Raw genomic sequence first — 12,989 nt, 5'->3', positions numbered from 1 at the left:
AGTGGATGTCCGATATGGCCCTGCATACCTGGTGGTGGTTCCTCGCCACGGTGTTCGTTCTGTGTGGTACGCCGGGGCCGAACATGCTGCATATCCTCGGTCGCAGCGTCGGGCTCGGCTTTCGCGGTAGCGTGCCGGCGATGGCTGGCTGCCTGCTGGCGATGCTGCTGGTGCTGGCGGCCTCCGCAGCAGGCCTGAGTGCGTTGCTGCATTCCTCGCCGATGCTGTTTGAGGTGTTGCGCTATCTGGGCGTGGCCTATCTGGCCTGGCTGGGCCTGAAGGCATGGCGTGACAGTTGCCGTCCGGCACCACCGGTGACGGTCGATGCCGCGCTGCCGGTTGCGGCGTCGCTGGGCGCGTGGAAGGTGTTCCGTGGTGGCCTTCTGGTGGGCCTGAGCAATCCCAAGCTGCTGCTGTTCGCTGCGGCGTTCCTGCCGCAGTTCGTCGACCCGTCGCGTGGCCAGGCGCTGCAGTACAGCGTGCTGGTCGCCACCTTCGCCGGCTGCGAACTGTTCTGGTACGTGATGTATGCCGCCGGTGGCCATGGCCTGCGCCGATGGTTGGCCAAACCCTTCGCGCGGCGCTGGTTCGAGCGGCTGGTGGGCAGCGTGTTCCTGGCCTTTGCGGTGGCCCTTCTGCGTTTCCGCCCGCGCTGATTCACGCCGTGCACGCGGCCTGTTCACGACTGCCGCATCGGCTACGGCCTAGCCTGATCATCCAGTACGCAGTCCCCACGGGGAAAGGTTTGACATGATCAAGTGGGCCATCATCTTCGCCATCATCGGCGTCATTGCGGGCGTGCTCGGCTTCGGCGGCATTGCCGGCGCCGCGGTCGGCATCGCCAAGTTCCTGTTCTGGGCCGGCATCATCATCGCCGTGGTGCTGTTCCTGCTCGGCATGACCGTAGCGAAGAAGGTCAGCTAGCGTTGATCGCGCAGCAGCGTACTCAGTGTGCGCTGCTGCGCGAGAACAGATTGATCACCAGTACGCCAGCACAGATCAGGCCGATGCCGATCAACGCCGGTGCATCCAGGCGCTGCTTGAACACCACCAGCCCGATCAGCGAGATCAGCACGATGCCGACGCCGGACCAGATCGCGTAGGCGATGCCGGTCGGGATCGACTTCATGGTCATCGACAGCAGGTAGAAGCACAGTCCATAGCCGACCAGCGCGCCCAGTGTCGGCGCCAGCCGGCTCATGCCGTCGGATGCCTTCAGCAGCGACGTGGCAATTACTTCCAGCACGATGGCAGCGGCAAGGTAGAGGTAGGGATTCATTGAGCGCTCCTGCTTACTGCGGGTCGCATAGTTTCAGGGCCTGTTCGGCCATCGCCAATGCGTTGGCGCGTTCTTCCTCGTCCAGCGGTCGCCCATAGGCCGTGGCCCAGTAGCCATCGGCAGCGCAGCGCGCCGCATACAGTCGGGGATCGTTGGCTTCGCCGGCGAACTCGGCCAGCATCGCACGCTTCCAGGTACGCCAATGCGCGAGCAGGGCTGGTTCCATCAGGTTGCCCAGGGTCAGGCCGATGTCGTTGTCCTGTTCCTGCTGCAGCAGATGCTCGAAATTGGCCTGCACATAGGCGCGGCTGAAACGACCATGCCCTTCGGGGTTTTCCTGCAGCAGGGCACGTACCCGCGCTTCGAATTCGCCGATGAGCGCTCCGATGGCTTCATCCACCAGTGCCTGCTTGCTGCTGAAATGATGGAACAGCGCACCCTTGCTGACACCGGCGGCCTGTGCGACGTCCTGCACGGTCAGCGCGGCCAGGCCATTACGGCCGATCACTTCAATGGTGGCCTGCAGCAGTGACTGGCGCACGCTGTCGGGCGCCTTGCGGCGCGAGCGGGAGGGGGATGCGGACATGGCGGGAAGAAACCGACTGGACGGTACGATTGTAACGCAGGCCCGTGGTGTCACCGCGCTGCCGGCCAGGGCCGGCAGCGGAACCGTCATGCGTCGATGCGGGCGAAACGCGGCTGCGGTCCGTGTTCGCCCGGTACCTGTTCGACGAACATGGCATACGGGCGCACCCACAGGCCGCCTTCGCCATAGAGCGCGCGATACAGCACCAGTGGCTCCAGCGTCTCGCTGCTGCGGACGATATCGAGCACGTCGTACTCGCCGCCCTTGAAGTGGCGGTAGCGACCCGGGGCCAGGGTGGGTAGCGGGCTCAGCTCAGCCATGGGGTGCGCGCCTCACTTGCGTGCCGGGCTGGCCGGCTTCGCGCAGTAGGCATCGATGGCCTCGGCGGTATTGGCCAGGCCCTGTGCCTGTGCCAGTTCCCACGGGCGTTCGCAACGCTGGCTGTGCTCGCACCACTGGTAGCCGGCCGAACCAATGCATCCGTGGGCATCGCGATCGCCGCCCACCTTCGGTATCGCAGACGAGGTGGGCGCCGCATCTGCATGTGCGGCGGCGTCGTGCTGGTTGGCGCACGCGGTCAGCACCAGCAGGGCTGGAATCAGAAGAAGCGCTTTCATCGGGCGGGCTCCGTGCCTAAAGCGACAGTGTCTGTCGCAAATAGCCCTCCAGCAAGCGCTCAGTGCATGGCGGCGCGGATCAGCTCTTCAATCAGCACCAGATAGCTGGCCACGAAATAGAACTTCAGCAGCGTCCAGCGCTGCTGCGAGAAGAAGGTGCGCATGTGGAAGGGGCCCCTGTTGGTGACGGTAGTGTGAAGCTCCGTCAACTCCGTGACAAGGGTCACGGAACGCCTTCACTAAACAGCCTCAGGGATGTGAGGGTTGGGAAGCGCCCGACCGAATCCTGAGGCATTTTCGTACAAATCTGATGGGCCATCTCCGACGCGATCGATAGCCTGAGGGTGTACTGGCACGTGGCTCTGCCGCCTGTCACCGCCTCTTTCCTTCCGCAGGAGCTTCTCATGGTCTTTACCGTCCAATGCACTGCCCGGCACTGGTCCGTGTTGCATCCGAAGGCGGGTGACGCCACCCGTTACGCCCGCGGTGCCGATGCCTTCGACGCGGCCGCTGCGCTGGCCCTCGAGCACCATCGTCGCACCGGCCAGCGCAGCACGGTCCGGGTCGAGGCGCTCGGCAGCACCGTGGATGCGCTCCATATCGGGGAGTGACGCCACCGGCCGAGGCGCAGTCAGCCACGGTTGAGTTGTTTGAATGGGGAAAAAACCGCCGTGGTGCGCCCCTCTGTGCGCCGCGCCACGAATCCCGGATGCTTGCGCCATCGTATTCATCCGGAGATTCCGATGGGCAAGGCACTCACCTGGCGCACCCTGGCCTGCACGCTGCTGCCGATGCTGGCGGCCGCAGGCGGCGCGCAGGCGCAGAGCTATGGCTACGGTTATGACGACGATCGCTATGGCGGTCGTGATGGCGGCGGCATCGTCCGCTGCGAATCGATCAAGAACCGCAGCAATGAATGCCGCCTGGAAGGCCGTGCCCGGATGATCCGCCAGTTGTCCGGTTCGCCGTGCGTGGAAGGCGAGACCTGGGGGCAATCGCGCTACGGTGTGTGGGTCACCCAGGGCTGCCGTGCCGAGTTCGTTGGCGAGTACCGCCGTGGCGGTGGCTGGGGTGGTGGCCATGGCAACGGCTGGGGCAACGGTGGCAATGGCTGGGGCGGGGGTGAGGTGATCACCTGCCATTCCAACGGCCACCGCCAGGAGTACTGTGATGCCCGCATCCGTCGTGGTGTGCGCCTGGTGCGTCAGGATTCACGCAGCGCCTGCATCGAGGGCCAGACCTGGGGCTGGAACCGTCGTGGCATCTGGGTCAGCGACGGCTGCCGGGCGCAGTTCCAGGTGAATTGAGCTCGCCCATCGAAAATCAGAATAATCTGATACAGCTCACATTTTGAACGTCGTATCTTCTGTGATCAGGGCACCCCTGCGTGCCCCTGATCCGTCGCGATGAAGTCTGCCGTAACCGGCACGCCCGTCCCGCCACCGTCGATACGCTGCCTCAAGGAGTGAGCTGCATGTTGATCCGCCTGCAATGCGAGCAACGCCAATGGCGCGTGCTGCACCCGGACCGGCCGGAACCGATCGAGTTCCGCGATGGTGCCCGGGCCTACGATTTCGCTGAAACCCTTGCACGCCTCCACTTCGTCGACACCGGGCAGCGCGCTGCGGTGCGGGTGGAGGCCAGCGGTGCGTTCGTGGAAGCGGTCAGCTACGGCTGAGGGTTGGGGTTTCCGGCCAGATCATCGTTCCGGAGCCCGCCATCCACGCACGGCGTGGATCTACTTTGCATCTGTCTCCACGCATGGCGTGGATCGACCCCTGTTCCGCAGTAGATCCACGCCATGCGTGGATCTACTGGTGGTGACCGGCCTCAGCCTGCCGCGCTGAGCGGCGGGGTCCCGGCAGCCAGCTGCGGCCAGCGCTTGAGCACCGCCGCGCGGATGCCCGCCTCATCGATACCGGCTTCGGCCAGCAGGTCCTCACGGCTTGCGTGGTGCTGGTAACTGTCGGGCAGGCCCAGGTGCAGGATCGGGCGCAATACGCCTTCGGCGTTGAGCAGTTCGCCGACGCCGGAGCCGGCGCCGCCGGCCACCACGTTGTCTTCGATCGTGACCAGGCCCTCGTGCTGGGCGGCCACGGCCAGCACCAGCTCGCGGTCCAGCGGCTTGATGAAGCGCATGTTGACCACGCTCAGGCCCAGTTCGCGGCCGACCTGTTCGGCGGCGGCCACGGTGCTGCCGAAGGCGAGCAGCGCGACGCGGCTGCCCTGCAGGCGCAGCTCGCCCTTGCCGATTGGCAGGGTGGACAGGTCGGTACCGGCGGCAACGCCGGTGCCGGTGCCGCGCGGATAGCGCACGGCAGCCGGGCCCGGATGCTGCAGGCCAGTGCTGAGCATCTGCCGGCACTCGGCTTCATTGGACGGAGCCATCACCACCAGGTTCGGCACGCAGCGCAGGAAGCTCAGGTCGAGGTTGCCGGCATGGGTGGCGCCGTCCGGACCGACCACGCCGGCGCGGTCGATCGCGAACAGCACGTCCAGGTCCTGGATGGCCACGTCATGCACCAGCTGGTCGTACGCGCGCTGCAGGAAGGTCGAATAGATTGCCACCACCGGCTTGCCACCCTGGGTGGCCATGCCGGCGGCGAGGGTGACCGCGTGCTGTTCGGCAATTGCCACGTCGAAATAGCGCTGCGGGTATTCCTTGCTGAAACGCACCAGGCCGGAGCCTTCGCGCATCGCCGGGGTGATGCCGTACAGGCGTGGCTCGGCAGCGGCGGCATCGCACAGCCAGTCGCTGAACACATCGGTGTAGGTCGGCTTCTTGGCACCGGCCTTGGCCACCAGGCCCTTGTCCGGATCGAACGGGCCGACGGCGTGGTAACCGATCTGGTCGCCTTCGGCCGGCTCGTAGCCCTTGCCCTTGGTGGTCATCACGTGCAGCAGCTTCGGGCCCTTGGAGGCGCGCAGCGTCTTCAGCGTGGACAGCAGGGCCGGCATGTCGTGGCCGTCGATCGGGCCGGTGTAGTGGAAGCCCATTTCCTCGAACATCGTGGACGGCACGAACATGCCCTTCCAGTGTTCTTCCCAGCGCTTCACGAAGCGCGCCGGGTTGTTCTTCTTGTCGCCGAGGATCTTCTTGCCGCCTTCGCGCAGCGCATTGAGCGTGCGGCTGCCGGTGGCGCGGCCGAGCATCTTGGTCAGACCGCCGACCGCCTCGGAGATCGACATGTTGTTGTCGTTGAGGATCACCAGCAGGTTCGGCTCGGGCTCCATGCCACCGGCGTGCATCAGCGCTTCGAACGCCATGCCGGCGGTCATTGCGCCATCACCGATCACTGCAACGACCTGGCGGTTGTCGCCTTCGGACTGGCGGGCGATGGCCATGCCGAGTGCGGCCGAGATCGAGGTCGAGGAGTGGCCGACGCCGAAGGTGTCGTACTCGCTCTCTTCGCGCTTCGGGAACGGCGCGACGCCGTCCTTCTGCTTGACGGTGTGGATCTGGTCGCGGCGACCGGTCAGGATCTTGTGCGGGTAGGTCTGGTGACCGACGTCCCAGACCAGCTGGTCCTGCGGGGTCTGGTACAGGTAGTGCAGGGCCACGGTGAGTTCGATCACGCCCAGGCCGGCGGCGAAGTGCCCGCCGCTCTTGCCCACCGACTCGATGAGGTAGGCGCGCAGTTCGTCGGCGACCGCCCTCAATTCGGATTCGTCGAACGTGCGCAGGTCATCCGGTGTCTGGATGCGCGCGAGGCGGGGATAGCGGGCAGAGTCGATCATCATGTTCGCACTTGTTCTGAACGCCCATTTTCGCCCTCAAACGGGGGTGGGGCAAGCAAACGCCGCCGCCCGTGACAGGACGGTGAGGGTTGCATTTTCAGCGATTCAGGTGCTCAGTTTTGACCGCTTGGGCAATTGCGCCTTCAGGAAGGCCATCTGGTCGGCCAGGATGTTGCGGTTGGACAGGATCAGGTGCTCGATCCAGCTGGGCCGGTAAGGCACCGCCAGCAACGGCATTCCGGCCTGCTGCGGGGTGCGGTCGCTCTTGCGCGAGTTGCAGTGGAAGCAGGCGGTGACCACGTTTTCCCAGCAGTCCAGGCCACCCTTGGACAGCGGCATGACGTGGTCGCGGGTGAGCGTGGGGCGGTTGAACTGCTGGCCGCAGTACATGCACAGGTGCGCGTCGCGGGCGAACAGGGCCTGGTTGGTCAGGTTTGGCGTGGGGTCGATCGCGCGGGAGCGGGCGTGGCCGCGGGCGGCGATGATCGGGTGCAGGTCCATGCCGCTCTGCAGGCCGCTGAAGCGGTTGGTGCCGCCGTGGATGTGCAGGCAGGGATCGCCGAGTGTCCAGGCGACGGCTTCGCGGGCGTAGAGGCACGCCGCATCCTGCCAGGTGATCCAGTCCAGTACGCGTCCGTGGGCATCAAGCGAGAGCAGCCGGACCGAACCGGGGCGATGCAGCGTCGTGGCGTTGGGCGATGCTTCGGCGCCCGGAGCAGAAAACGGAGCTCCGGCTTCGATCAGACCCAAGCGTGTAGTGTCTGTCTCCATCGGGAGAACAGCTTATACCTGAATGTTGACGATTTGTGTATCGCCTGTCGGCGATACGCAAATCGCAACGATTCAGGTCCGCGCATTCCTCCTATCCCCCGCGCCTGTCGGTGCGCCCCCTTTAGCAACCCAGCCCGCCGTTGGCGCGCTGGGTTGCCCGCGCATTCTTCCTAATCCCCGCGCCTGTCGGCGCGCCCCCTTTAACAAAAGGGGGCTTTTCTCCAGATGGATTTCGGTGGTTTCCATCCACGCATGGCGTGGATCTACGGTGTCGACCAAGGGCGACACCTACCAGCAGCAGAAATCTGTCGAGGGCGGGGTGGGTCCGGTTGCGGGGGCGTGAGCCGCATGGATGCGGCGACCGAGCTTACATGGACGTACTTGCAGCGCCCCCCGCAATTGGACCCACCCTGCCATCCCTCAGGAAGCCGGCTGTTGCTGTTGCTCCAGCCGTTGCCTCCGCGGGTGCCGGGCGCCGCCCGGCTCAGGCGCCGAAGCGCTCGTCGTCCATCGCCATCAGCGGGGCGGCGCCGGCCTGGATCGCGGCGGCGTGGGCGAGGGTGCGCGGCAGCACGCGGGCGAAGTAGAACCGTGCGGTCTCGCGCTTGCCCTGAGCGAAAGCGGCGCCGTGCGCGCTGGCATCGGCGGCCGCCACGCTGCGGGCCCACCAGTAAGCCAGCACCACGTAGCCCGAATAGAACAGGTAGTCGTAGCTGGCTGCACCCAGTTCGTCCGGGTTGGCGGCCGCGCGCTGCAGCACGTCCAGGGTCAGCTTGCCCCATTCGGCGGCCTTGGCGCGCAGCGGGCCGATGAACTCGGCCAGCGCTTCGTTGCCTTCGTTGGCCTTGGCGAACGCCTCGATCTCGGCCAGCATCAGCTTCAGGCCGGCACCCTGGCTGGACGCGGTCTTGCGGCCGATCAGGTCCAGCGCCTGGATGCCGGTGGTGCCTTCATACAGCGTGGTGATGCGTGCATCGCGGGCCAGCTGCTCCATGCCGTGTTCGCGGATGTAGCCGTGGCCACCGAAACACTGCAGGGCGTTGTAGGTGTTCTCGATGCCCCATTCGGTCTGGCAGGCCTTGGAGATCGGGGTCAGGAAGCTCACCAGGGTGTCGGCGCGCTCGCGCTCGGCGGCATCCTCGGCGTGGTGGGCGACGTCGATCAGGGTGGCGGCGTGCAGGGCCAGCAGGCGGCTGCCCTCGACCAGTGACTTCACCGTCAGCAGCATGCGGCGCACATCCGGATGGACCAGGATCGGGTCGGCCGGCTTGTCCGGGAACTTGGCGCCGCTCAGGGCGCGCGACTGCAGGCGCTCACGGCTGTACTTCAGTGCGTTCTGGTAGGCGCGCTCGGACAGGCCGATGCCCTGCAGGCCGACGCCCAGGCGCGCGGTGTTCATCATGGTGAACATGGCCTGCAGGCCCTTGTGCGGCTGGCCGACCAGGTAGCCCTGCGCACCATCGAAGTTCATCACGCAGGTGACCGACCCCTTGATGCCCATCTTGTGCTCGATCGAGCCGCAGCGCAGTGCGTTGCGCTCGCCGACGTTGCCTTCGCGGTCGACCTTGAACTTCGGGGTGACGAACAGCGAGATGCCCTTGGCACCCGGAGGGGCGTCGGGCAGCTTGGCCAGCACCAGGTGCACGATGTTGCCGGTCAGGTCGTGCTCGCCGGCAGTGATGAAGATCTTGGTGCCGGTGATCGAATAGCTGCCATCGGCATTCGGCTCGGCCTTGGTCTTGAGCAGGCCCAGGTCGGTGCCGCAGTGCGGTTCGGTCAGGCACATGGTGCCGGTCCAGCGGCCCTCGATCAGCGGCTTCAGGAAGGCCTCGTGCTGCCAGGCCTCGCCGTGCTGCTTCAGCGCTTCGATGGCGCCGTGCGAGAGCAGCGGGAAGTTGCCCCACGCCAGGTTGGCGGCATTGATCATTTCGTTGAGCGGCACGCCCAGGGTGTGCGGCAGGCCCTGGCCGCCCAGCTCCGGCGAGGCGGTCAGGCCGGTCCAGCCGCCATCGACGAACTGGTCGTAGGCCTGCTTGAAGCCGGGCGGGGTGGTCACTTCACCGGAGGCCTGGTCGAGTACGCAGCCGATCTCGTCGCCGACGCTGTTGAGCGGGGCCAGCACGGTGGCGCTGAAGCGGCCGGCTTCTTCCAGCACGGCATCGACCACGTCGGCGGTGGCGTCGGTGAAGCCCAGGCGGGCGAACAGGGGTTCGACCTTGAGCACATCGTGCAGGGCGAAACGGAGGTCGGAAAGCGGGGCGGTGTAGCTGCTCATCGGTACGTCTCGATTGGATCAGGGACAGGGGGAGCGGCGCCGGGCGCCGCGGCGGAAAGCGGGAGTCAGCGCAGCACGCCCGGCAGGCCCGGGGCCTGGTTGAGGGTGCTGCGGCTGCTGATGTCGAAGCTGCGCTGCTTCTTTTCCTGCGGCGTGGCTGCCACCGTTCCCTTCAGGCCATAGGCCAGGGTGCGGTTGCTGGCCAGCGCATCGGCCACCACCAGGCGTGCGGCCGAGCTGGGCACCAGGTTGACCTGGATGACGTCGGCCGAGGTGCCGCCGATGGAAATGCCCGGCTTGGCCTGCAGGGTGCCGGCGTCGCTGTCGCCGACGGTCAGCGCCAGCGCGACGTCATCGAAGGTCATGGGCATGGAGCTGTAGTTCTGCAGGCGCAGGGCCACGGTCCAGTTGCCGTCGGCGCGCACGGTCAGCTGCTGCAGGCTGGCCGCCGGTTCCGAAACACGCTTGACGATGCCGTTGTTGCAGGCAACAAGGGCGAGGGTGCACAGGACGATCAAGGCGATACGGAAGCGGTGGAGCATGGGCGCAGGTCCTCTGGAGGGGTGCGTTGGATAAGCATACTACGGCGTATGGTCGTTTGGATCGCCTGTGGCGACCCGTCGCAGAGGGTAGCGCGTGAAGATGGCGGCCGGGCGTGCGCGGCGCCGGATGGCGCGCGCGTGGTGCGCCGGATGCGGCGCGGTTCAGTCGGCGGGCGTATCGCGAATCGGAGCCATCAGGCGCAGTGGGCCGAGGTCGTAGCCCATCGTCTCGGCTTTCTCTTTCAACTGTTCGAACCGGGCGCGATCCATTTCCGGCAGGCGCGAGAGGATCCACAGGTACTTACGGTCCGGCTCACCGACCAACGCCCACTGATAGTCCGGGTCCAGTGCCAGGACCCAGTAGTCCGCCCAGACCAGTGGCACCCAGCTCAGCCAGTCCGGCACGAAGCGCACCTGCAACTGGCCGGGATGGCCGGCAACCGGGCGTGCCACGCCTTCAGCAACCACGCGTTCTCCGTCGCCGTTGCGGCAGGCATTGGTGACACTGATGCGGCCATCGCGGCGCAGCCCGTAGTTGGCGGTGATTTCGCCAACGCACTGCTTCTGGAACGACACCGGAAGATGCGCGATCTCGTGCCACTGGCCTGCGTAGCGGTCGATGTCCAGCGTGTCGACTGCGCGCACCGGTTCGGCGGCGATCACCGGGGAGGCGGCCAGCAGCAGGCAGGCAAGCAGGGTGGGGCGCAGAGGCATCGGCAGGCTCCAGGCAGGAGTCTGGAGCTTAGGCGAGCGGCCACGGGCGCGTGTAAAGGTTCCATGCGCCGGCACCATTGCCGTCGTCGGTTGCGGCTACTGCTCGAACGGGCGTTGACTGCGCTCGTCGCCGTCAAAGGTAAGTGTCCGCGTATGCAACGTGCCGCTGCCCATATCCCATTTGAAGGTGTCCAGCCCTCCGCCGCCAGTTCCCTTGGAATGCAGGCGTACTGCGCCGCGGGTCAGATTGTCGGTCAGCAGCAGTTGCGCGGAGCCGTTGGCGTCCACACGGAGTCCGGCCCGGTCCCGCCACCGGTCCTCGCCCTGTCCCTTCGGGGCGTCCAGAGCAAGAGCGACGCTGTTGTCCTCGAACGTGCTCAGGCCGCCTCGCTCGGCGCCGGAAGCGTCGAAAATCAGGATGCCGGCAGCGCGGCTTCGTCGCCCTTCTTCTACGCTGTCCTGGCCAATCTCCACCCGTACCACGCCGTGCTCGTCGAGTACCTGCAGCTGCCGCGTGCTCAAATGATCGACGTGTAATGGGGCATCGCGCTGCGAAAGCAGCCAGGCCGTGACTGCGGCCAAGCCAAGCAACAATACGGACAGCCCGGCAACCAGCCATTGCAGGCGACGCAGCGATTGCCGTAGTTGGGACAGGGAAGGGGTGTCATCCATGTCATCAGTGCTCCATGCAGTGAACCAAGGACGGTACTACAGAGACGGCAGGCACGATCGCGCAAAAAAAAAGACCTGCATTTCTGCAGGTCTCTGAAGATGGTGGCCGAAGACGGAATCGAACCGCCGACACGGGGATTTTCAATCCCCTGCTCTACCAACTGAGCTACTCGGCCAAATTGTGTGGCAACCGTGATCAAACCCGGTTTCCGGAAAAAAAAGACCCGCATTTCTGCAGGCCTTCGAAAGTGGTGGCCGAAGACGGAATCGAACCGCCGACACGGGGATTTTCAATCCCCTGCTCTACCAACTGAGCTACTCGGCCACGTGTTTCGTTGCAGCGAGGTCGCTGCCAAGGACGCGTATATTACGGAGGTCGGCTGCCTTCGGCAAGCGTTTTGCCAAGATTTCTTCACATTGCCGTCTGCGCGCTCGCAAGTGCTTGATCCTTCGTCCTGGGGCGGGGCGTGGCCAGTCGATCATCGTCTGCGGTGGAAATCAGCAGATCGCCGCGATCGCCAAAGCTGCAAGGGCAAGGGCTGCGCCGGACCCGCGCCGGTCCGGGTGATGGAACGCTGTTTTCGTGGCCGCCATCGGGGATGGCTGCGGCGTAGTGTCGGCACTCCTTTCCTGATGCTGGCAACAGCAGAGACCTGGCCATGTCCGATCCCTCGACCACCTCCCGCATCGTGCTTGCGTCGCGTCCGCAGGGGGCGCCAAGTGCAGCCAACTTCCGCCTGGAACAGGTTGCGTTGCCGTCATTGGCCGATGGCGAGGTGCTGCTGCGCAACCGCTACCTGTCGCTGGACCCGTACATGCGTGGACGCATGGACGAGGGCCCGTCGTACGCCGCGCCGGTGGCGGTGGACGCGGTGATGGAAGGGCAGACCGTGGCCGAGGTGCTGCAGTCCAACGCCGAGGGCGTAGCCGCAGGTGAGCTGGTGCTGGCGCCGGGTGGCTGGCAGACCCACGCGGTGCTGCCGGCCAGGGCACTGGGGCGCCGCCTGGACCCGGCCGGACTGCCGCTGAGTACCGCGCTGGGCGTGTATGGCATGCCCGGCTTCACCGCCTATTCCAGCCTGCATGAAATCGCCCGTTTGAAGCCGGGCGAGACGCTGGTGGTGGCTGCCGCGACCGGGCCGGTGGGCGCGACCGTGGCCCAGCTGGCCAAGCTGCAGGGCGCGCGCGTGGTCGCCATCGCCGGCGGCGAAGCCAAGCGTGCCTATCTGCAGACGCTGGGCGTGGACGTGGCGCTGGATCATCGCGCGGCTGATTTTGCCGATCAACTGCGCGCGGCAGTGTCCGCCGGCATCGACGTGTACTTCGAGAATGTCGGTGGCCATGTGCTGGATGCAGTGCTGCCGCTGCTCAACGACTTCGCCCGCATTCCGGTGTGCGGCACCATCGCCACCTACAACGAGCGGGGCGTCGAGCAGCCCGGCCCGGACCGGTTGCCCGCACTGTTCAGCCAGATCCTGCGCCAGCGCCTGACCGTGCGTGGTTTCATCGTGCACGACTTCAACCATCTGTGGCCGGAGTTCGAACGCGAGATGCCGCAATGGCTGCGCGACGGCCGCATCCAGTACCGCGAGGATGTGGTGGAAGGGCTGGAGAATGCGCCGGAGGCGTTCTTCGGGCTGTTGCAGGGGCGCAACTTCGGAAAGCTGGTGGTGAAGCTGGATTGAGGCCTTGGCGGTGTGCCGACCAAGGTCGGCACCTACGGGAAGCTGGGTGTGCCGACCAAGGTCGGCACCTACGGGAAGCTGGGTGTGCCGACCAAGGTCGGCACCTACGG

Annotated in this window: 16 protein-coding genes and 2 tRNA genes; 6 read left to right on the top strand and 12 right to left on the bottom strand. The window is 66.0% G+C overall.

The genetic code is table 11. The annotated features are described in order from the left end of the window. Nucleotides 1-14: 14 nt before the first annotated feature. Nucleotides 15-656 (top strand): LysE family translocator, encoded by a 642-nt coding sequence (locus ACSYS9_RS16865; protein ID WP_032128667.1) that lies wholly within the window; start codon nucleotides 15-17, stop codon nucleotides 654-656. 94 nt (nucleotides 657-750) lie between these two features. Next, nucleotides 751-924: a DUF1328 domain-containing protein gene (locus ACSYS9_RS16860; protein ID WP_006380555.1), complete on the top strand. Its 174-nt coding sequence runs from the start codon at nucleotides 751-753 to the stop codon at nucleotides 922-924. A gap of 22 nt (nucleotides 925-946) precedes the next feature. Here ACSYS9_RS16860 and ACSYS9_RS16855 read toward each other — a convergent pair whose 3' ends face one another. From ACSYS9_RS16855 to ACSYS9_RS16840, 4 genes are all read right to left on the bottom strand, one after another. After that, a complete protein-coding gene (locus ACSYS9_RS16855; RefSeq protein ID WP_005410423.1) occupies nucleotides 947-1,279 on the bottom strand; it encodes an SMR family transporter in 333 nt (110 codons plus the stop codon). A gap of 13 nt (nucleotides 1,280-1,292) precedes the next feature. Next, on the bottom strand, nucleotides 1,293-1,865 hold the full coding sequence (locus ACSYS9_RS16850; protein WP_049401207.1) for a TetR/AcrR family transcriptional regulator: 573 nt from the start codon (nucleotides 1,863-1,865) through the stop codon (nucleotides 1,293-1,295). Nucleotides 1,866-1,951: 86 nt separating this feature from the next. Continuing rightward, complete coding sequence (locus ACSYS9_RS16845) at nucleotides 1,952-2,185, bottom strand: DUF1653 domain-containing protein (RefSeq protein WP_032128669.1); 234 nt, start codon at nucleotides 2,183-2,185, stop codon at nucleotides 1,952-1,954. Between the two features lie 12 nt (nucleotides 2,186-2,197). After that, nucleotides 2,198-2,482, bottom strand: a complete 285-nt coding sequence (locus ACSYS9_RS16840; protein WP_071229150.1) for a hypothetical protein — start codon at nucleotides 2,480-2,482, stop codon at nucleotides 2,198-2,200. 404 nt (nucleotides 2,483-2,886) lie between these two features. On the opposite strand from ACSYS9_RS16840, the gene ACSYS9_RS16835 reads away from it, so the two are divergent. The 3 genes from ACSYS9_RS16835 (at nucleotide 2,887) to ACSYS9_RS16825 (ending at nucleotide 4,160) form a co-directional block, all read left to right on the top strand. Further along, complete coding sequence (locus tag ACSYS9_RS16835; protein ID WP_049423877.1) at nucleotides 2,887-3,093, top strand: hypothetical protein; 207 nt, start codon at nucleotides 2,887-2,889, stop codon at nucleotides 3,091-3,093. Nucleotides 3,094-3,225: 132 nt separating this feature from the next. Next, entirely contained in the window at nucleotides 3,226-3,789 is a 564-nt protein-coding gene (locus ACSYS9_RS16830; protein ID WP_049401711.1) for a DUF3011 domain-containing protein, read from the top strand. Nucleotides 3,790-3,956: 167 nt separating this feature from the next. Then, a complete protein-coding gene (locus ACSYS9_RS16825) occupies nucleotides 3,957-4,160 on the top strand; it encodes a hypothetical protein (RefSeq protein WP_005417823.1) in 204 nt (67 codons plus the stop codon). 152 nt (nucleotides 4,161-4,312) lie between these two features. On the opposite strand, the gene dxs is transcribed toward ACSYS9_RS16825, so the two are convergent. The 8 genes from dxs to ACSYS9_RS16785 form a co-directional block, all read right to left on the bottom strand. Beyond that, complete coding sequence (dxs, locus tag ACSYS9_RS16820) at nucleotides 4,313-6,220, bottom strand: 1-deoxy-D-xylulose-5-phosphate synthase (protein WP_071229154.1); 1,908 nt, start codon at nucleotides 6,218-6,220, stop codon at nucleotides 4,313-4,315. 105 nt (nucleotides 6,221-6,325) lie between these two features. Then, nucleotides 6,326-6,991: an HNH endonuclease gene (locus ACSYS9_RS16815; protein WP_014037907.1), complete on the bottom strand. Its 666-nt coding sequence runs from the start codon at nucleotides 6,989-6,991 to the stop codon at nucleotides 6,326-6,328. Nucleotides 6,992-7,475: 484 nt separating this feature from the next. Continuing rightward, entirely contained in the window at nucleotides 7,476-9,266 is a 1,791-nt protein-coding gene (locus tag ACSYS9_RS16810) for an acyl-CoA dehydrogenase C-terminal domain-containing protein (RefSeq protein WP_071229676.1), read from the bottom strand. 65 nt (nucleotides 9,267-9,331) lie between these two features. Next, the gene (locus tag ACSYS9_RS16805; RefSeq protein ID WP_032130304.1) at nucleotides 9,332-9,808 is read right to left on the bottom strand and encodes an LEA type 2 family protein; all 477 of its coding nucleotides are present in this window, start codon (nucleotides 9,806-9,808) and stop codon (nucleotides 9,332-9,334) included. A 162-nt stretch (nucleotides 9,809-9,970) separates the two neighbouring features. After that, the gene (locus ACSYS9_RS16800; RefSeq protein ID WP_032130303.1) at nucleotides 9,971-10,522 is read right to left on the bottom strand and encodes a lipocalin family protein; all 552 of its coding nucleotides are present in this window, start codon (nucleotides 10,520-10,522) and stop codon (nucleotides 9,971-9,973) included. Between the two features lie 96 nt (nucleotides 10,523-10,618). Beyond that, entirely contained in the window at nucleotides 10,619-11,194 is a 576-nt protein-coding gene (locus ACSYS9_RS16795; protein ID WP_071229677.1) for a hypothetical protein, read from the bottom strand. Nucleotides 11,195-11,294: 100 nt separating this feature from the next. After that, a tRNA-Phe gene (locus tag ACSYS9_RS16790) sits at nucleotides 11,295-11,370 on the bottom strand. 73 nt (nucleotides 11,371-11,443) lie between these two features. Continuing rightward, nucleotides 11,444-11,519 (bottom strand) — tRNA-Phe (locus ACSYS9_RS16785). A 334-nt stretch (nucleotides 11,520-11,853) separates the two neighbouring features. Here ACSYS9_RS16785 and ACSYS9_RS16780 point away from each other — a divergent pair. After that, nucleotides 11,854-12,879: an NADP-dependent oxidoreductase gene (locus ACSYS9_RS16780; RefSeq protein WP_071229678.1), complete on the top strand. Its 1,026-nt coding sequence runs from the start codon at nucleotides 11,854-11,856 to the stop codon at nucleotides 12,877-12,879. The last annotated feature ends 110 nt before the right edge of the window (nucleotides 12,880-12,989 follow it).

The organism is Stenotrophomonas sp. STK17_22 (assembly GCF_051983905.1).
Classification (GTDB): domain Bacteria; phylum Pseudomonadota; class Gammaproteobacteria; order Xanthomonadales; family Xanthomonadaceae; genus Stenotrophomonas; species Stenotrophomonas maltophilia_A.
Note: the sequence above shows the minus strand (reverse complement) of the source record. Positions and strands in the feature narration are given on the sequence as shown.